The 20167-nt window shown below is 70.1% G+C and carries 1 protein-coding gene; it reads right to left on the bottom strand.

The features are described from left to right. Nucleotides 1-39 precede the first annotated feature (39 nt). Nucleotides 40-20151, bottom strand: coding sequence for a non-ribosomal peptide synthase/polyketide synthase (locus tag G4D85_RS44200; protein WP_164020355.1), 20112 nt, complete (start codon nt 20149-20151; stop codon nt 40-42). Nucleotides 20152-20167 lie beyond the last annotated feature (16 nt).

The raw sequence follows: 20167 nt of genomic DNA, 5'->3' as shown, positions 1-20167 counted from the left end.
AGAGGGCGTGGGAGGCAACCCGCGCCCCCTCCTGGACGCTCAGGTGGGGTCAATGAGCGCCGCGAGCTGCACGAAGAACCCGAGGGCCAGGGCCTGGATGGTGTCCTCGCGGTGGATGGCCCCGCTGTACACCCAGGTCATCTGCATCGCTGGGCCGGCTCCGTCGCACTCCACCATCAAGTCGTAGGAGACGGTGTACTCCCGGCCCTCGAGGTTGGGGAAGGCGAGGGACTCGACGCCGTTGGGCATGGCGGCCTGCTGTTGTTGCTGCGGGCTCAACGTGGCTCCGCGGTTGTTGAAGAAGACCTGCGGCGCCCCGAGCGAGGCCAGCCGCTGGCGCACGTTCTCGTCCGGGCCGTAGCGCAGCAACCCGTAGTCCAGCGCATGCGCCAGGGTGTCGCGCACGGTGCGCTTGAGCGAGGCGAAGGAGGCCCCGGCCTCCTCCGAGGCCCTCACCTCCAGGAGCATCGGGAACTTGATCGTGGTGGCTCCGACCGTGCGCGACAGGTCCACGCCCGGGACCACCCCCGCCCGGCCGTTGTTCTCCACGTCCAGACGCAGCGCACCGTCACCTGTCCACTGGGCCCAGGCTCGCGTCAGGCCGAAGAGCAGCAGGTCATTGAGGGACACGTCCTTGTGCCCCTGGACGTAGTCGGCCAGGCCACTCGCGAGCTCCGGAGGAAAGGCCATGGAGAGGCGCCGCGAGTTGCGATCCGTGTGCCTGCCGCCCTCGAGGTCCACGGGCAGCCGCGCGCCCGGCCGCAGCCGGTGCTCGTCGAGCCAGAAGGCGCGGGCCTCTCTCATCATGCTCTCGGAGCGGCCATGGGCCGCCACGGTCAGCATGTATTGACGGTAGGAGCTGCTCACCACGGTCAGCTCTGGCGACTGCCCGGTGGCGAGTCGCAGGTAGGTGGACTGCAGGTCGTCCATCAACACGGGCAGCGAGTACCCGTCGTAGAGGGTGTGGTGGATGCTGAGGATGAGCTTGTCGGGCCCGGAGCCGCCGAAGCGGCACAGGGCCAGCGCCAGCGCCGGCCCGTGGGAGATGCTCAAGCGGTCCTGGAGCTGGCGTCCCGTTGCCAGCAGGGCCTCGCGCTGGGCCTCGGGCGTGCGCCCGGTGAGGTCGTGCTCCTCGACGTGGGGCTCGCCCGCCGAGGCCAGCATCCACGACGTCCAGCCCTCGGGCGTGCGTCGCAGCCGCATGCGGATGACGTCATGCTGCTCGGCCAGGAACGCCAGGCTGGCCCGGAGCAGCTCCGCGCGAGTCTCCCCGGGCACGCCCCAGACCATGGTGCTCGCCCAGGGCTCGGTCTCCAGGTCGAACGTCTCCACGAGCCACTGATGGTGCGGCAGCAGCGGAAGGTTCTCATCGACGCCGGGAGCGCCAGCCTCCGGGGTCGGCGCCGGGGCGGCGGTGCCCACCACGGGGGCCAGCTCCGCCACCGTCTGGTGCTGGAACATCTGATGGACCTGGAACGCCAGGCCCGCCGCGCCGGACTGGGCCGCCAGCCGCACGCACATCAGCGAGTCGCCGCCCAGCTCGAAGAAGTTGTCGTGGATGCCCACCTGCGGCAGGCCCAGCACCTGCGCCCATAGCTGGGTGAGCAGCTCCTCGGTGGGGTTGCGCGGCGGGGTGTAGGGCTTCTTCCCGCGCCGCTCCTCGAGCGTGGGTGCCGGCAGGGCCGCGCGGTCCACCTTGCCACTGGAGGTGAGGGGGAGCGCCGGGAGGACCACGAAGGTCGAGGGCACCATGTACTCAGGCAGCTTCTCTCCGGCGAAGGAGCGCAGGGCGCCCGTGTCGGCCAGGTCTTCCTCCCCGGGCACCACGTAGGCCACCAGCCTGTCGTCGCGGAGGACGACGACGGCCTCGCGGACGGAGGGGTGGGAGGAGAGGACGGACTCGATTTCGCCCAGCTCGATGCGGAAGCCGCGCAGCTTCACCTGGAAGTCGATGCGGCCGAGGTACTCGAGGTGGCCGTCCGCGAGCCAGCGCACCTTGTCGCCGGTGCGGTAGAGGCGCTCACCTGGCGCTGAGGAGAAGGGGTTGGGGATGAAGCGCTCGGCGGTGAGCTCCGGACGGCCGAGGTAGCCGCGAGCCAGGCCTGCGCCGCCGACGAACAGCTCTCCCGGCACGCCCACCGGCACTGGTCGCAACCCGGCGTCCAGGACGTAGGCGCGCACGTTGTCGAAGGGCTGGCCGATGGTGATGCGCCCCGCCTCCACCTCGGAGTCGAGGGTGGCGCAGATGGTGGTTTCGGTGGGGCCGTAGGCGTTGATGAAGCGGCGCCCCGGCTTCCAGCGGGACACGAGCTCGGGGGTGCACGCCTCGCCAGCGGAGGTGAGGGACTCCAGGGCTTCGAGGCCCTGAGGCTCGAGCTGAGCGAGCACGGAGGGGGTGAGGGTGGCGGCGGTGATGGAGCGCTGGCGGAGCAGTTGGTGCAGCGGAGCGCCGGGCATCAGCTCGTCACGAGAGGCCAGGTGAAGCTCGGCACCGGCCATGAGGGTGGGGAGCGTCTCCCAGACGGAGGCGTCGAAGCCGATGGAGGCGAACTGGAGGACGCGACTGCCTGGGCGCAGGCGCATGGCGTCGATGGTGCGCCGTGCGGTGTTGCACAGGCCGCGGTGGCGCAAGAGGGTACCCTTGGGCCTGCCGGTGGAGCCGGAGGTGTAGATGACGTAGGCGAGGTTGTCGGGAAGCACGCGCACGTCGGGTGCGTGAGTGGGCTGGCGTGCGATGAGGGAGTCCCACTCGGAGTCGAGCAGGACGAGCAGCTCATTCTGGACGGGGAGCTCGTCGGCGAGGTGCTCCTGGGTGAGGAGGATGGGAGGCCGCGCGTCGCGCAGCATGAAGGCGAGGCGCTCGGTGGGGTAGGAGGAGTCGAGGGGGAGCCAGGCACCGCCGGCCTTGAGGACGGCGAGGATGGAGACGACGAGCTCCGGGGAGCGCTCGACGCACAGGCCGACGAGGACCTCGGGGCCGACGCCCAGGGAACGCAGGTGGTGAGCGAGCTGGTTGGAGCGCTCATCGAGCTGGCGGTACGTGAGGGTCCGCTCGCCCATCTGGACAGCGGGAGCATCCGGGGTGCGCCGTGCCTGGGCCTCGATGAGGGCATGGGCGCTGGTGTCCTGGAGCTCCGCGTGGGTGGCATTCCAGTCCACGAGAACCCGCTGCCGCTCGGCGTTGGTGAGCAGGGGCAGGGCGGACAGGCGGGTGTCGGGGTTGGCGACGGCGGCCTCCAGCAGCACCTGCAAGTGCTCGAGCATCCGGTCCATGGTGCCGACGTCGTACAGGTCGGTGCTGTAGTTGCAGATGCAGGCCAGGCCCTCAGCACCGTCCTGGACGGAGAGCGTGAGGTCGAACTTCGAGGAGCCGGTGTCGTTCTCGGCGCCGCGGAAGGTGAGCCCCTGCACGCGCAGCTCGGCGGCGGGAGCATTCTGGAGGACGAGCTTCACCTGGAAGATGGGGGCGTGGGCGAGGTTGCGCTCTGGGTTGAGCACGCGGACCAGCTCCTCGAAGGGGACGTCCTGGTGGGCGTAGGCGCCGAGTGCGGCCTGGCGCGTACGGCTCAACAGCTCGCGGAAGGAGGGGTCCCCGGAGAGGTCCCCGCGCATGACGAGCTGGTTGACGAAGAAGCCGATGAGGCCCTCGGTGTCGGCGTGGGTGCGTCCGGCGATGTCGGTACCCACGACGATGTCCGTCTGCCCGGAGTAGCGAGAGAGCAGGGACTGGAAGCCGGCGAGCAGCGCCATGAAGGAGGTGACGCCCTCGCGCTGGCAGAGCGCCTCAAGCGCTTGCGACAGCGCCTTGGGCATCACTCGGGCGAAGTTGGCGCCACGATAGGACTGCATGGCAGGACGGGGCCTGTCGGTGGGCAACTCCAGCACCTGGGGGGCACTGGCGAGCTGCTGACGCCAGTAGGAGAGCTGAGCTTCGAGCGCCTCGCCCTGGAGCCACTGGCGCTGCCAGGCCGCGAAGTCGGCGTACTGCACGGGCAGCTCGGACAGGGGCGAGGGCTGGCCTTGCGAGAAGGCCTCGTAGAGCGCCGCCACCTCACGTGCCAGCACGCCCATGGACCAACCATCGGAGCTGATGTGGTGCATGTTGAGCAGCAGCACGTGCTCGGTGTGGGCCAGCTTCAGCAGCAAGGCACGCAGCATGGGGCCGCGAGAGAGCGAGAAGGGCTTGCGGCACTCGGCCTCGATGAGTCGGCGGGCCTCGGCCTCGCGCTCGACGGAGGGCAGGGCGCTCAGGTCCACGCGCTCCAGGGGCAGGGGCGCGGGAGGAGCGATGGACTGGAAGGGTTGGCCGGCCTCGGCGGGAAAGGAAGTGCGCAGCACCTCGTGACGGCGGATGAGCTCGGTGAGGCTGCGCTCCAGAGCGGCCGTGTCCAGCACGCCTTCCAGGCGCAGCGGCGCGGGCATGTTGTACAGCGCGCTGCCGGGCACCAGCTGGTCGAGGAACCACAGCCGCTGCTGGGCGAAGGACAGCGGCAGCGCGCTGGTCCTCTCGACGGGCCGCAGAGGCGGCAGGGCGAGCGTTCGAGCCGCGCGAGTAGAGGACTCCACGGCCCTGGCGAGCGCCTCGAGGGTAGGCGCCTCGAAGAGGGTGCGCAGGGGCAGCTCCACGCCGAAGGCAGCGCGGATGCGGGAGACGACTTGCGTGGCCAGCAGCGAGTGGCCGCCCAGGGTGAAGAAGTTGTCGTGGAGGCCCACGCGCTCCACGCGCAGCACCTCGCCCCAGAGGGCGGCGAGCCGCTGCTCCGTCTCGTCGCGAGGAGCGATGTACTCGGAGGCGGAAGCGAGCGCCCCGTCGGGAACGGGCAGTGCCTTCCTGTCCACCTTCCCATTGGCGGTGAGGGGCAGGGCCTCCAGGGAGACGAAGGCCGAGGGCAGCATGAACTCGGGCAGCCGCTCCTGGAGGAAGGTCCTCAGCTCCGCGGTCTTGAGCTCGGGGGATGCGCTCCCTTCTGAACCAGGCACCACGTAGGCCACCAGTCGCTTGTCGCCGGGCACGTCCTCGCGCACGAGGGCCATGGCCTCGCGCACGGTGGAGTGCGCCAGCAAGGCGGCTTCCACCTCGGCGAGCTCGATGCGGTAGCCACGCACCTTCACCTGGTTGTCGAGACGGCCGAGGAACTCCAGCACGCCGTCGGAGCGCCAGCGCGCGAGGTCGCCGGTGCGGTAGAGGCGGGCGCCGGGCTCGGAAGCGAAGGGGTTGGGGAGGAAGCGCTCGGCGGTGAGCTCCGGGCGGGAGAGGTAGCCGCGAGCGAGGCCCTCGCCACCGATGAACAGCTCACCGGGGACACCTGGGGGAACGGGCTGGAAGGAGGCGTCCAGCAGGTACACCTGGGTGTTGGCGATGGGCGTGCCGATGGGCACGGTGGATCCGGCCTGCTCGGGCCGCGTCATGCGGAAGCTAGAGGTGAAGAGCGTGCTCTCGGTGGGGCCGTAGCAGGCGGTGACGGGTAGGCCGAGCGACTCCAGTACGCGACGGACGTGGGGCGCGGAGACGACGTCGCCACCGGTGAGGAGCTGGCGCAGGCCGCGCAGGCAGTCGGGCTTGTGCTCCACCACCTGCGAGAAGAGGCCCGCGGTGAGGTGCAGGGTGGTGACGCGGTGGCGCGTCAGCACCTGGGAGAGCAGCTCCAGATCGCTCGGGGACTGGGGCGGGAAGACGACCAGGCGTCCGCCGAAGAGCAGCGGGCCCCACAGCTCCAGGGTGGAGGCGTCGAAGGAGACGGGAGCGATGAGGAGGAAGGTCTCCTCAGGGCCGAGGTGCGCGTAGTCGATACCGTGGAAGAGGCGCTGGACGGAGCGATGCTCGATGGCAACGCCCTTGGGGCGCCCGGTGGTTCCCGAGGTGAAGTCGACGTAGGCCAGGTTGCGAGAGGTGACGCCGGAGGCCGGAGCGGAAGTGGGCAGCCCTTGGAGGCTCAGCTCCTCGATGAAGAGAGAAGTGAGGTCCTCGGAGACGGGGAGCTGCGCGCGCAGGGCGCGAGAGGTGAGCAGGAGGCGAGGAGGCGCATCCTCGAGCATGAAGGCCAGGCGCTGGGCGGGATAGGACGCGTCCAGCGGGAGGTAGGCGCCACCAGCCTTGAGGATGGCCAGCAGGGAGACGATGAGCTCCAGCGAGCGCTCCAGGCACAGGGCGACGAGGGTGTCGGGACCGACGCCGTGGGAGCGCAGCAGGTGGGCGAGCGCGTTGGCGCGCGCGTCCAGCTCGCGGTAGGTGAGCCGCGCATCGCCGAACTCGACGGCGATGGCGTCGGGGCGCAGTGCCACCTGCTGCTCGAAGAGCTGGTGGATGCAGGTGTCAGCCGGGAACTCGGCGGCCGTGTCGTTCCACTCCACGAGCACCTGCTGGCGCTCGACGCCGGAGAGCAGGGAGAGGTCACCCAGGTGTGAAGCGGAGGTCAGCGAGAGCAGGGCATTGCGCCAGTGTTCGAGCAGCCGCTGAATGGAAGCGGGCTCGAAGCGGGGCGAGTCGTAGACGGCCCTCAGGCGCAGGGACGGTCCAGGGAGGACGGCGAGGGTGAGCGGGTAGTTCGTGTGCTCGTAGCCCTGGACATCCTTCACCTGGAGCGAGGAGGTCGAACCCGACATGGAGGCGTCGAGGGGGTAGTTCTCGAAGACGAGCAGGGAGTCGAAGAGCGAGAGGCCCCGAGGCACCTGGCTGAAGGACTGGACCTGGACGAGCGGGGAGTGGTCGTACTGGCGCAGCTCGAGCTGCTGGGCCTGGAGCGACTGGAGCCAGGGCAGCAGGGGCGCGGACTGCGACGGCAGGCGGACGCGGGTGGGCAGGGTGTTGATGAAGAGGCCTACCAGTGTGTCGGAGCCGGGCAGCTCCGGGGGCCTGCCCGCGACGGTGTTGCCGAAGACGACATCCTGCTCGCCCGAGTAGTGGGCGAGGACGAGGCCCCACGAGGCGAGGGCCAGCGTGTTGAGGGTGAGCTGGTGCTGGCGGGCGAAGGACTGCACGGAGGCCGTGGCCTCGGCGGAGAGGGCCACCCCGAGGGTGGGATGCGTGGGCTGCTGGCCCTCGGGCACGGGGGCATGGGTATCGGCCGGGAGCGGCGTGGGAGAAGAGAAGCCCTCCAGGTAGGTGCGCCAGAAGGACTCGCTGGCGGAGGCCTCGCGGCGCGACAGCCAGGCGATGTAGTCGCGGAAGGGCGCCCTGGGCGCGGGCTGCGGCGTGAGGCCCGCGCGGAATGTCTCGTAGAGGGAGAAGACCTCGCTGATGAGCAGGCCGAGGCTCCAGCCATCCACGAGCAGGTGGTGGTGGCTCCAGAGGAAGCTCACGGAGTCGTCCGCCAGGCGGATGGCCGTCAGTCGCACCAGGGGCGCCCGGCGTAGCTCGATGCCGCGCTGCTTGTCCTCGAGGAGGAACTGCTCGAAGCGGCTGTGCTGCTCAGCCTCGGGCAGGGAGCTCCAGTCGAGCTGCTCGAAGGGGAGCTCGATCTGGGAGTGGACCACCTGGACCGGCGTGTCGAGGCCCTCCCAGTGGAAGGAGGAGCGCAGGATGGTGTGGCGCTGGAGGCAGGCCTTCCAGGCGCGCAGGAAGGCCGGCAGGTCGAGCGTGGAGGTGATGGTCCAGGCGATCTGCTCGAAGTAGGTGGAGGACTCGGGAGTGAGCAGGGCGTGGAAGAGGATGCCCTGCTGGGTGGGGGAGAGCGGGTAGATGTCCTCGACGTCGGAGCCGGCCTGGCGCAGCACGGTGTCGAGCGACTGCTGCGAGAGGGCCGCGAGAGCGAAGTCGCCCGGAGAGAAGCGGCGGGCGTCCTCGGAGGTGCGCAAGGAGATGAGCGCGCGCAGGTGATGGAGGAAGCGCCCGGCCAGCAACTCGATGGTGGCCGCGTGGTGCAGGTGGGTGCTGTAGCCGAAGGCGAACTGCAGGCGGCCCTGCAAGACGGAGCCGTTGATTTCCAGCAGGTGCAGGCGCGTGCCCGAGGGAGAGATCGCGGGGCCAGAGGACTCCGCGGCCATGGAGAAGAGGCGGCTGGAGGCGGCCGCGGCATCGAGCTGCCCGAAGTAGTTGAAGGCAATCTGGGGCGCGGGTTGGGCCTGGAGCCGCCGCGCCACCTCGGTCGGGCCGAGCCACTTCAGCAGGCCGAAGCCGAGGCCACGGTGGGACAGGCGGCTCAGCGAGTCGCGCACGGAGCGCAGGCACTCACCGGTGGACCCCCCCGAGGGCACGGGGAGCAGGACAGGCGTCAAGGAGGTGAACCAGCCGACGGTGCGTGAGACATCCACATCGTCGAAGAGCTCCTCGCGGCCGTGGCCCTCCAGGTGGACGAGCACCCCTGACTGGCCGGTCCATTCGGAGACGGCCTGGGCCAGCGCGGTGAGCAGCACATCGTTGATCTGGGCGCGCCAGGCGGAAGGCACCTCCTGGAGCAGCAGCTTCGTCTCCTCGGCGTCGAGGAAGACGGAGACGGAGTGCTCGGAGGACTGCGTGTTGGCGCCGGAGGCGTCGGTGGGCAGCGGGGCCACCTGAGCGCGGGCCTCGTCCAACCAGAACGGCGCCTCGGCCAGCAGGGCCTCGGAGTGGGCATGGGCCTGCAGGCGGCGGGACCAGGATTGGAACGACGTCGTCTTCGCCGGCAGTGAGGCGTGCGGGCTCTGCTGGAGCTGCTGGTAGGCGGCCTCGAGGTCCTCCATCAGCACGCGCCAGGACACGGCGTCGACGACGAGGTGGTGGACGGCGAGGAGCAGGCGCTGCTGGCCGTTGCCGAGCTGGAAGAGGGCGGCGCGCAGCAGGGGCGGCTGTGAGAGGACGAAGCTGGCCTGCAGGCGCGAGGCCTCGGCTTCGAGCGCCTTCGGCTGCTCGGAGGCGGGCGTGGCGGAGAGGTCCACCTGGAGCAGGGGGAAGGCCGCCTCATCGGGGCTGGCGTTCTCCTGCACCCAGGCGCCTTCGTCCTGTCGGAAGCGCAGGCGGAGGGCATCGTGGTGGGCCACCACCTGGGCGAGGGCCCTTTCCAGGCGGGAGGGCTCCAGCGGTCCACGCGAGGCCAGGAGCATGGCCTGGTTGAAGTGGTGGGCGTGCTTTGCATCGTGCGCCAGCAGGTGGTGCTGGATGGGCGTGAGGGGGACGGGGCCCATGACGGGGCCCTGGTCCACCAGCGGCTCGGAGGCGGACTTCGCCACCAGGGCGAGCTGCGCCACCGTCTGGTGCTGGAAGAGCTGGCGGGTGGCGAGCACGAGGCCGGCCCGCCGCGCACGCGCGACGATCTGGATGCTGATGATGGAGTCGCCACCCAGCTCGAAGAAGTTGTCGTGGATGCCCACCTGCTTCAGGCCGAGGACGAGGGCCCAGATGTCGCACAGGCGCTGCTCCACGTCGTTGCGAGGCGCGACGTAGGTGGGCTTCAGCTCGGAGCGGGAGAGGTCCGGATTCGGCAGGGCCTTCCTGTCGAGCTTGCCACTGGAGTTGAGGGGCAGGGCCTCCAGGGTGACGAAGGCCGAGGGCACCATGTACTCGGGCAGCTTCTGCTTGAGGAACTCGCGCAGGGCGCCGGAGTCGGGAGCCTGCTCATCCGCGGGCGGCACGACGTAGGCCACCAGGCGCTTGTGGCCCGGAGTGTCCTCGCGCAGCGTCACCACGGCCTCGCGCACCGAGGCGTGGGCGGCGAGCACGGACTCGACTTCCCCCAGCTCGATGCGGAAGCCGCGCAGCTTCACCTGGGAATCGATGCGGCCCAGGTACTCGAGGGTGCCATCGGCCAGCCAGCGCACCGAGTCGCCGGTGCGGTAGAGGCGCTCGCCGGGCTCGGAAGCGAAGGGGTTGGGGATGAAGCGCTCGGCGGTGAGCTCCGGGCGGCCGAGGTAGCCGCGCGCCAGGCCGGCGCCGCCGATGAAGAGCTCGCCGGGAACGCCGACGGGCACCGGCAGCAGGTGCGAGTCGAGGACGTACGCCCGCACGTTGTGGAAGGGGCGGCCGATGGAGACACGCAGGGCGTCCACGTCGGTGTTGACGGTGGCGCAGACGGTGGCTTCGGTGGGGCCGTAGGCGTTGACGAAGCGGCGGCCCGGCTGGAAGCGGGCCACGAGTTCCGGGGTGCATGCCTCACCGGCGGTGATGAGCGTCCGAACGCCGCGCAGACCCTCGGGCTCCAGCTGGGCGAGCACGGAGGGGGTGAGCTTGAGGGTGGTGATGGACTGGCGGGAGATGAGCTCGAGGAGGGGCTCGCCGGGCATGAGCTCGTCGCGGGAGGCGAGCACGAGGCAGGCGCCGGAGAGCAGTGCCGGGAAGATTTCGGAGACGGAGGCGTCGAAGGCGGAGGAGAAGAACTGGAGCAGGCGGCAGTCGGGCCGCAGGTCCATGAAGGCAATCGTCTCGCGAGCGGTGTTGCACAGGCCGCGGTGGCGAAGCAGGGTGCCCTTGGGCAAGCCAGTGGAGCCGGAGGTGTAGATGACGTAGGCGAGGTTGTCTGGCAGCACGCGCACGTCAGGGGCGTGCGTGGGCTGGCGTGCAATGAGCGAGTCCCACTCGGAGTCGAGCAGGACGAGCAGCTCATTCTGGACGGGGAGCTCGTCGGCCAGGTGCTCCTGGGTGAGGACGATGGGGGGCCGCGCATCGCGCAGCATGAAGGCCAGACGCTCGGTGGGGTAGGAGGAGTCGAGAGGTAGCCAGGCACCGCCGGCCTTGAGGACGGCGAGGATGGAGAGGACGAGCTCCGGGGAGCGCTCGACGCACAGGCCGACGAGGACCTCGGGGCCGACGCCCAGGGAGCGCAGGTGGTGAGAGAGCTGGTTGGCGCGCTCGTCAAGCTGACGGTAGGTGAGTGAGGTCTCCCCCATTCGCACGGCGGGAGCATCCGGGGTGCGCCGCACCTGAGCCTCGAAGGCGTGGTGGGCGCAGGTGTCCTGGAGCTCCGCGTGGGTGGCGTTCCAGTCCACGAGGACCCGTTGGCGCTCGGCCTCGGAGAGCAGGGGCAGGGCGGACAGACGGGTGTCGGGATTGGCGACGGCGGCCTCCAGCAGCACCTGCAGGTGCTCCAGGAGCCGGGCCATGGTGTCGGCCTCGTACAGGTCAGTGCTGTAATCGCAGATGCAGGCCAGGCCCTCGGGCGTCTCGTTGATGGAGAGCGTGAGGTCGAACTTCGCGGCACCCGTGCCACTCTCCGCGGCCCGGAACGTGAGCCCCGGCACGCGCAGCTCGACGGTCGGAGTGTTCTGCAGGACCAGCTTCACCTGGAAGAGAGGCGCATGGGCGAGGCTGCGCTCGGGGTTGAGCATGCGCACCAGCTCCTCGAAGGGAACGTCCTGGTGGGCATAGGCGCCGAGCGCGACCTGACGAGCGCGGCCCAGCAGCTCGCGGAAGGAGGGGTCCCCCGAGAGGTCCCCGCGCATGACGAGCTGGTTGATGAAGAAGCCGATGAGGCCCTCGGTATCGGCATGGGTACGACCGGCAATGTCGGTACCCACGACGACGTCCGTCTGCCCGGAGTAGCGAGAGAGCAGGGACTGGAAGGCGGCCAGCAGGGCCATGAAGGAGGTGACGCCCTCGCGCTGGCAGAGCGCCTGGAGCGCCTGGGAGAGCGTCTTGGGCAGGAGTCGCCAGAGGGTGGCGCCCTGGTAGGACTGGGTGGCGGGACGGGGCCTGTCGGTGGGCAGCTCCAGCACCTGGGGCGCGCCCGAGAGCTGCTGGCGCCAGTAGGAGAACTGCGCTTCGAGGGCTTCTCCCTGGAGCCACTGGCGCTGCCAGGCCGCGAAGTCGGCGTATTGCACGCGCAGCTCGGGCAGGGGCGAAGGGTGGCCTTGCGAGAAGGCCTCGTAGAGCGCCACCACCTCGCGCGCCAGCACGCCCAGGGACCAACCATCGGAGATGATGTGGTGCAGGTTGAGCAGCAGCACGTGCTGCTGTTCCTCGAGCTTCAGCAGCAAGGCGCGCAGCATGGGGCCGTGCGCGAGCGAGAAGGGCTTGCGGCACTCCGCCTCGATGAGTCGACGGGTCTCGGCCTCGCGCTCGGCGGCGGGCAGGGAGCTCAGGTCCACGCGCTCCAGGGGCAGGGGCGCGGGAGGCGCGATGACCTGGAGGGGCTGGTCGCCTTCGGAGGGGAAGGAGGTGCGCAGCACCTCGTGACGGCGGACGAGTTCGGTGAGGCTGCGCTCCAGCGCGGCCGTGTCCAGCGTGCCCTCCAGGCGCAGCGGCGCGGGCATGTTGTACAGCGCGCTGTCGGGCACGAGCTGGTCGAGGAACCACAGGCGCTGCTGTGCGAAGGACAGCGGCAGCCCGCTTGTCCTTTCGACGGGCTGAAGGGAAGGCAGCTTCGGCCCGAGCTCTTGACGCGCGAGGGCGTCGATGGAGGCGGCGAGGGCTTCGAGGGTGGGAGCCGCGAAGAGGGTGCTGATGGGCAGGTCCACGCCGAAGGTGGCGCGGATGCGGGAGATGACCTGGGTGGCCAGCAGGGAGTGGCCGCCCAGCTCGAAGAAGTTGTCGCGGGCTCCGACGCGAGGCGCCTTCAGCAGCAGACTCCACTGGGAGGCCAGGAGCTGCTCGGTGGGCGTGCGCGGGGCGACGAACTCGACGCTGGCGGTGAGCGCTCCGTCCGGAGCAGGCAGGGCCTTCCTATCGAGCTTGCCGCTGGAGTTGAGAGGCAGGGCCTCCATGGAGACGAAGGCCGAGGGCACCATGTACTCGGGCAGACGCTGCTTGAGGACATCGCGCAGGGCGCTGGAGTCGGGAGTCTGCTCACCCGAGGGAGGAACGACGTAGGCCACCAGGCGCTTGTCGCCCGGGGAGTCCTCGCGCACGACGACGACGGCCTGGCGCACCTGAGGGTGCAGCTCGAGGGCGGCTTCGATTTCTCCCAGCTCGATGCGAAGGCCGCGCACCTTCACCTGGAAGTCGAGGCGGCCCAGGTACTCGATGTTGCCGTCTGCGAGCCAGCGAGCCTTGTCGCCGGTGCGGTAGAGGCGGGCGCCGGGCTCGGAGGCGAAGGGGTCTGGGATGAAGCGCTCTGCGGTGAGCTCGGGGCGTGCGAGGTAGCCACGGCCCACCTGGATGCCGCCGATGAAGAGTTCGCCGGGCACGCCCGTGGGGACGGGCCGCAGGTGCGAGTCGAGGAGGCGGATGAGGGTGTTGGAGATGGGGCGGCCGATGGGGATGGAACGGAGGCCGAGCTGGGGCAGGCAGTGGAAGGCAGTGACGTCGACGGCGGCCTCGGTGGGGCCGTAGAGGTTGTGCAGCTGGGCGGAGGGAAGCCGCTGCAGGCAGCGCTGAGTGAGCTCAGGGGAGAGGGCTTCACCACTGCACACCACGCGACGCAGGCTGGAGCAATTCTCCAGGTCCGGCTGCTCCAGGAAGTGCTGGAGCATGGAGGGGACGAAGTGGGTGGTGGTGACGCGCTGCTCGGAGATGCGGCGAACGAGGTAGTCGGGCTCCTGGTGGCCGCCGGGGCGGGCGACGACGAGGCGGGCTCCTACCATGAGAGGCCAGAAGAACTCCCAGACGGAGACGTCGAAGCTGTAGGGCGTCTTCTGCAGGACGACGTCGTCAGCGCCGAGGCCATGGGCCTGCTGCATCCAGAGCAGGCGGTTGCAGACGGCGCGGTGGGAATTCATGGCGCCCTTGGGGCGGCCGGTGGAGCCCGAGGTGAAGATGACGTAGGCGAGGGAGTCGGGCAGCACGCGGACGTCGGGCGCGTGAGTGGGTAGGCCGCGCAGCGCTTCGTCACCCAGGGCGAGGGGCACCACGGCGGCCCCCGGTGCCTCCGGGAGGCGAGCCAGCAGGGTGGGTTGGGCGAGGAGGACGGCGGGACGAGAGTCCTCGAGCATCCATTCCAGGCGCTCGCGAGGGTAGGAGGGGTCGAGGGGGACGTAGGCGCCGCCGGCCTTGAGGATGGCGAAGAGGCCGACGACCAATTCGAGGGAGCGTTCCGCGCAGAGGCCGACGCGGACCTCGGGACCGACGCCGAGGGAGCGCAGGTGGTGGGCGAGTTGGTTGGCGCGTGCGTCCAGCTCACGGTAGGAGAGCCAGGAGCCCTCGAAGCCAAGGGCGGGCGCGTCCGGCGTGCGCCGCACCTGGGCCTCGAAGAGGTGGTGGATGCAGGTGTCGGCCGGGAACTCGGCGGCCGTGTCATTCCACTCCACGAGCACCTGCTGGCGCTCGGCGTTGGAGAGTAGCGAGACGTCGCCCAGGCGGGAGGCGGAGGTCAGGGAGACCAGGGCGTTGCGCCAGTGCTCGAGCAGCCGCTGAATGGACGCGGACTCGAAGCGGGGCGAGTCATGGGCGGCTCGCAGGCCCAGGGACTGTCCGGGGAGGACGGAGAGGGTGAGCGGGTAGTTGGTGCGCTCGAAGCCCTGGACATCCTTCACCTGGAGCGACGAGGACGAGTCCAGCAGCGAGGCATCGACGGGGTAGTTCTCGAAGACGAGCAGGGAGCTGAAGAGCGGGGTGCCGGCAGGAAGGGCGCTGAAGGACTGGACCTGGACGAGCGGCGAGTGCTCGTACTGGCGCAGTTCGAGCTGCTGGGCCTGGAGCGACTGGAGCCAGGGCCGAAGGGGCGCGCTGGCCGAGGGCAGGCGGATGCGGGTGGGCAGGGTGTTGATGAAGACGCCCACCAGGGTTTCGGAGCCGGACAACTCGGGAGGCCTGCCCGCGACGGTGTTGCCGAAGACGACGTCCTGCTCACCCGAGTAGTGGGAGAGGACGAAGGACCAGGCCGCGAGGGCCAGGGTGTTCAGGGTGAGCTGGTGCTGGCGGGCGAAGGACTGCAGGGAGGCCGTGGCCTCGGTGGAGAGCCCCAACTCGAGGGTGGAGTGCTCGGGCTGCTGGCCGCGAGGCGGTGCGGCATGGGTGTCGGCGGGCAGGGGCGTGGGCGCGGAGAACCCTTTCAGGAAGGTACGCCAGAAGGCCTCGTCGGCGGAGGCGTCGCGGCGCTGCAGCCAGGCGATGTAGTCGCGGAAGGGTGGCCTGCCGGTGGGCTGGGGCGCGGAATCGGAGCGGAAGGCGTCGTAGAGGGAGAAGACCTCCTTCATGAGCACGCCGAGGCTCCAGCCATCCACGAGCAGGTGGTGGTGGCTCCAGCAGAAGCGCACGGAGTTCTCGGCGAGGCGCACGGCCGTCAAGCGCATGAGCGGAGCGCGGCGCAGCTCGAAGCCGCGCTGGCGTTGCTCGCGCAGGAGCTGCTCGAAGCGGCTGTGCTGCTCAGCCTCGGGCAGGGAACTCCAGTCGAGTTGCTCGAAGGGGAGTTCGATCTGGGAATGGACCACCTGGAGTGGCGTGGTGAGGCCCTCCCAGTGGAAGGAGGATCGCAGGATGGTGTGGCGCTGGAGGCAGGCCTGCCAGGCCCGCATGAAGGCCGGCAGGTCGAGCGAGGAAGTGACAGTCCAGGAAAGCTGCTCGAAGTAGGTGGAAGAGGAGGGCGAGAGCAGAGCGTGGAAGAGCATGCCCTGCTGAGTCGGAGAGAGCGGGTAGACGTCCTCGACGTCGGAGCCTGCCTGCCGCAGCACGGTGTCGAGCGACTGCTGAGAGAGGGCCGCGAGGGGGAAGTCGCCCGGGGAGAAGCGGCGAGCATCCTCGGAGGTGCGCAGAGCGATGAGCGCGCGTAGATGGTGGAGGAAGCGCCCGGCCAGCGACTCGATGGTGGCCGAGTGGTGGAGGTGGGTGCTGTAGCCGAAGGAGAGTTGGAGCTGCCCACCGAGCACGGAGCCGTTGACCTCCAGCACGTGCGGACGCGAGCTCAAGGGCGCGGTGGAAGGACCCGCGGACTCGTTGCTCAGGGAGAAGAGGCGGTTGGAGGAAGCCGAGGCGTCGAGCTGCCCGAGGTAGTTGAAGGCGACCTGCGGCGAGGGGAGCGCCTGGAGCCGCTGGGCGATTTCGGCCGGCCCGAGCCACTTCAGCAGGCCAAAGCCGATGCCACGGTGGGGCAGGAGGCGCAGCGAGTCGCGCACGGAGCGCAGGCACTCACCGGCCGAGCCGTTCGAAGGCACGGGCAGCAGCACGGGGGTGAAGGACGTGAACCAGCCGACGGTGCGCGAGACATCCACATCGTCGAAGAGCTCCTCGCGACCGTGGCCTTCCAGGTTGACGAGCACCCCGGATTGGCCCGTCCACTCGGAGAGGGCGCGGGCCAGGGCGGTGAGCAGCACATCGTTGATTTGAGCGCGCCAGGCGGAGGGCACTTCCTGAAGCAGGAGCTTCGTCTCCTCGGCATCGAGGGAGACGGAGACGGAGCGTGCGGAGGACTGCGTGTTGGGGCCGGAGGCGTCGGTGGGCAGCGGAGCCACCTGCGCGCGGGCCTCGTCCAACCAGAGAGGCGCCTCGGCCTGCAGGCCCTCGGAGTGGGCATGAGCCTGCAGGCGACGGGCCCAGGACTGGAACGAGGTGCTCTTGGCCGGCAGCGTCACCGCGAGGCCGTGCTGGAGCTGCTGGTAGGCGGACTCGAGGTCCTCCAGCAGCACGCGCCAGGAGACGCCGTCGACGACGAGGTGATGGATGGTGAGGAGCAGGCGCTGCTGCCCGTCACCGAGCTGGAAGAGGGCGGCGCGCAGCAGGGGCGGCTGCGAGAGGACGAAGCTGGCCTGCAGGTGCGAGGCCTCGGCTTCGAGCGCCTTCGGCTGCTCGGAGGTGGGCGTGGAAGAGAGGTCCACCTGGAGCAGGAGGCAGGGCGCCTCGTCGGGACTGGCGTTCTCCTGCAGCCACTCTCCCTCGTGCTGGCGCAAGCGCAGGCGGAGGGCATCGTGATGGGCCACCACGTGAGCGAGGGCCTTCTCCAAGCGAGCGGGCTCCAGCGGCTCGCGAGAGGCCAGGAGCACGGCTTGGTTGAAGTGGTGGGCGTGCGCCGGGTCTTGCGTCAGCAGCTGGTGCTGGACGGGCGTGAGCGGCACCGGGCCGGTGATGGGCCCCTGCTCGTTGAGCACCTCGGAGGCGGACTTCACCACGAGGGCGAGCTGCGCCACCGTCTGGTGCTGGAAGAGCTGGCGGGTGGCGAGCACGAGGCCAGCCCGCCGTGCACGCGCGACGACCTGGAGGCTGATGATGGAGTCGCCACCCAGCTCGAAGAAGTTGTCGTGGATGCCCACCTGCTTCCGGCCGAGCACCTGCGCCCAGATGTCGCACAGGCGCTGCTCCACGTCGTTGCGAGGCGCGACATAGGCGGAGCGCGACTCGGAGCGGGAGAGGTCCGGAGCGGGCAGGGCCTTCCTGTCGAGCTTGCCACTGGAGTTGAGGGGCAGGGCCTCCAGGGCGACAAAGGCCGAGGGGACCATGTACTCGGGCAGACGCTGCTTGAGGGCGTCGCGCAGGGCACTGGAGTCGGGAGCCTGCTCACCCGAAGGAGGCACGACGTAGGCCACCAGGCGCTTGTCTCCGGAGGGGGAGTCCTCACGCACGACGACGACGGCCTGGCGCACCTGGGGGTGCAGCTCGAGGGCGGCTTCGATTTCACCCAGCTCGATGCGCAGACCGCGCACCTTCACCTGGAAGTCGAGGCGGCCCAGGTACTCGATGTTGCCGTCCGCGAGCCAGCGAGCCTTGTCGCCGGTGCGGTAGAGGCGGGCGCCGGGCTCGGAGGCGAAGGGGTCTGGGATGAAGCGCTCTGCGGTGAGCTCGGGGCGTGAGAGGTAGCCGCGGCCCACCTGGACGCCGCCGATGAAGAGCTCGCCGGGCACGCCCGTGGGGACGGGCCGCAGGTTCGCATCGAGGAGGCGGATGAGGGTGTTGGAGATGGGGCGGCCGATGGGGATGGAACGGAGGCCGTGCTGAGGCAGGCAGTGGAAGGCGGTGACGTCGACGGCGGCCTCGGTGGGGCCGTAGAGGTTGTGCAGCTGGGCGGAGGGCAGGCGCTGCAGGCAGCGCTGAGTGAGCTCAGGGGAGAGGGCCTCACCACTGCACACCACGCGACGCAGGCTGGAGCAATTCTCCAGGTCCGGCTGCTCCAGGAAGTGCTGGAGCATGGAGGGGACGAAGTGGGTGGTGGTGATGCGCTGCTCGGAGATGAGCCGGACGAGGTAGTCGGGCTCCTGGTGGCCGCCGGGGCGGGCGACGACGAGGCGAGCGCCGACCATGAGAGGCCAGAAGAACTCCCAGACGGAGACGTCGAAGCTGTAGGGCGTCTTCTGGAGGACGACGTCGTCTGCGCCGAGGCCGTAGGCGTGCTGCATCCAGAGCAGGCGGTTGCAGACGGCGCGGTGGGCGTTCATGGCGCCCTTGGGGCGACCGGTGGAGCCCGAGGTGAAGATGACGTAGGCGAGGGAGTCGGGGTGCACGCGCACGTCGGGGGCGTGCGTGGGCAGGCCGCGCAGCGCTTCGTCTCCGAGGGAGAGGGGCACCACGGAGGCGCCCGGGGCTTCCGGGAGGCGAGCCAGCAGGGCGGGCTGGGCGAGGAGGACGGCGGGACGAGAGTCCTCGAGCATCCACTCCAGGCGCTCGCGAGGGTAGGAGGGGTCGAGGGGGACGTAGGCGCCGCCGGCCTTGAGGATGGCGAAGAGGCCGACGACCAGCTCAAGGGAGCGCTCCGCGCAGAGGCCGACGCGGACCTCGGGACCGACGCCGAGGGAGCGCAGGTGGTGGGCCAGTTGGTTGGAGCGCGTGTCCAGCTCACGGTAGGAGAGCCAGGAGCCCTCGAAGCCAAGGGCGGGCGCGTCTGGCGTGCGCCGCACCTGGGCCTCGAAGAGGTGGTGGATGCAGGTGTCCGCGGCCAGGGGCGCGTGGGTGTCGTTCCACTCCACGAGCACCCGGTGCTTCTCGGCCTCGGAGAGCAGCGACAGCTCGGCGATGCGGGACTCCGGTGTGGCCGCCACGCTCTCCAGCAGCACGCGCAGGTGCTCGGCCAGGCGAGAGATGGTGGAGGCGTCGAACAGGTCCGTGTTGTACGTGAAGCCGCCTTGCAGCCCGTCCGGCGTCTCTCCGAGGGCCAGCTCCAGCTCGAACTTGGAGACCTTCGTGTCCACGTCGAAGGGGCTCAGCGAAAGGCCCGCCGCACTCAGCTCGGACTCAGGCGTGTTCTGGAAGGCGAACAGCACCTGGAAGATGGGGGCGCGCCCCAGGTTGCGCTCGGGCCGGAGCTCCTCCACCAGCTTCTCGAAGGGCAGGTGCTGGTGGGCGAAGGAGCGGACGGAGCTCTCCTTCACGCGCTGAAGCAGCTCACGGAAGGTGGGGTTGCCCTCCATCCGCGTGCGCAGCGCCAGCGTGTTGGCGAAGAAGCCGATGAGGCCCTCGAGCTGGGCCTGGTCGCGGCCGGCCATGGGGGCGCCGATGCAGAAGGACTCCTGGCCCGAGTAGTGGTGCAGCACCACCTGGAAGGCGGCCAGCAGGAGCATGAAGGGGGTGACACCCTCTCGCTGGCACAGGGGCTTGAGGGAGTCGCTCAGCTCCCGCGAGAGCTGCACGGGCAGCGCCGCTCCGTGGAAGGTCTGCTCCGGGGGCCTCGGTCTGTCGGTGGGCAGCTCCAGCGCGGGCGAGGCTCCGGCGAGCTGCTCCTTCCAGAAGGACAGGTGGCGTCCCAGCTCCTTGCCCTGGAGCCACTCGCGCTGCCACACCGCGTAGTCGGCGTACTGCACGGACAGCTCGGGCAGCGGCGAGGGCTGGCCTGCGGAGAACACCGCGTAGAGCAGACCGACTTCGCGCACCAGCACGCCCATGGACCAGCCATCGGAGACGATGTGGTGCATGGTCAGCAGCAGCACGTGCTCCTGCTCGTCGAGCTTCAGCAGCGTGGCGCGCAGCAGCGGACCCCGCTCCAGGTCGAAGGGGCGCTGGGCCTCTGCGTTGGCCAGGCGCCTGGCCTCCTCTTCGCGCCGCGCCACGGGCAGCACCGTCAGGTCCACCACCGCCAGCCTCAACCCCGCCGTGCGGGCGATGACCTGGACCGATGTGTCCGCCTCGAGCTGGAACGTCGTGCGCAGGGGCTCGTGGCGGTGGATCAGCTCGTTGAAGACGCGCTCGAGCACCGAGGCGTCGAGCGTCCCCCGCAGCCGTACGGCCACGGGCACGTTGTAGCGAGCAGTCCCCGGCTCGAGCTGTTCGAGGAACCACAGCCGCTGCTGGGCGAAGGACAGGGGCAGGGCCGCGCCTTCCCGCGGCTGCGGCTCGAGCGGGGGGATGGCGGGAGTCTGGGGCGAGCGGGCCCCCTTGGCTTGGAGCTGCTTGAGCAGCAGTTCGCGCTTTTCGGGGGAGAGGCTGGCCAGACGATTGAGGATGTCGCTCATGGATGGGGGCTTCGAA

The sequence above is a fragment of the Pyxidicoccus trucidator genome (assembly GCF_010894435.1).
GTDB lineage: Bacteria > Myxococcota > Myxococcia > Myxococcales > Myxococcaceae > Myxococcus > Myxococcus trucidator.
This window is presented reverse-complemented; position numbering and strand designations above follow the sequence as displayed.

Bases quoted from the DNA above. Each gene is read 5' to 3' on its own strand.
- G4D85_RS44200 (WP_164020355.1), bottom strand. From the start codon at position 20,151: ATGAGCGACATCCTCAATCGTCTGGCCAGCCTCTCCCCCGAAAAGCGC.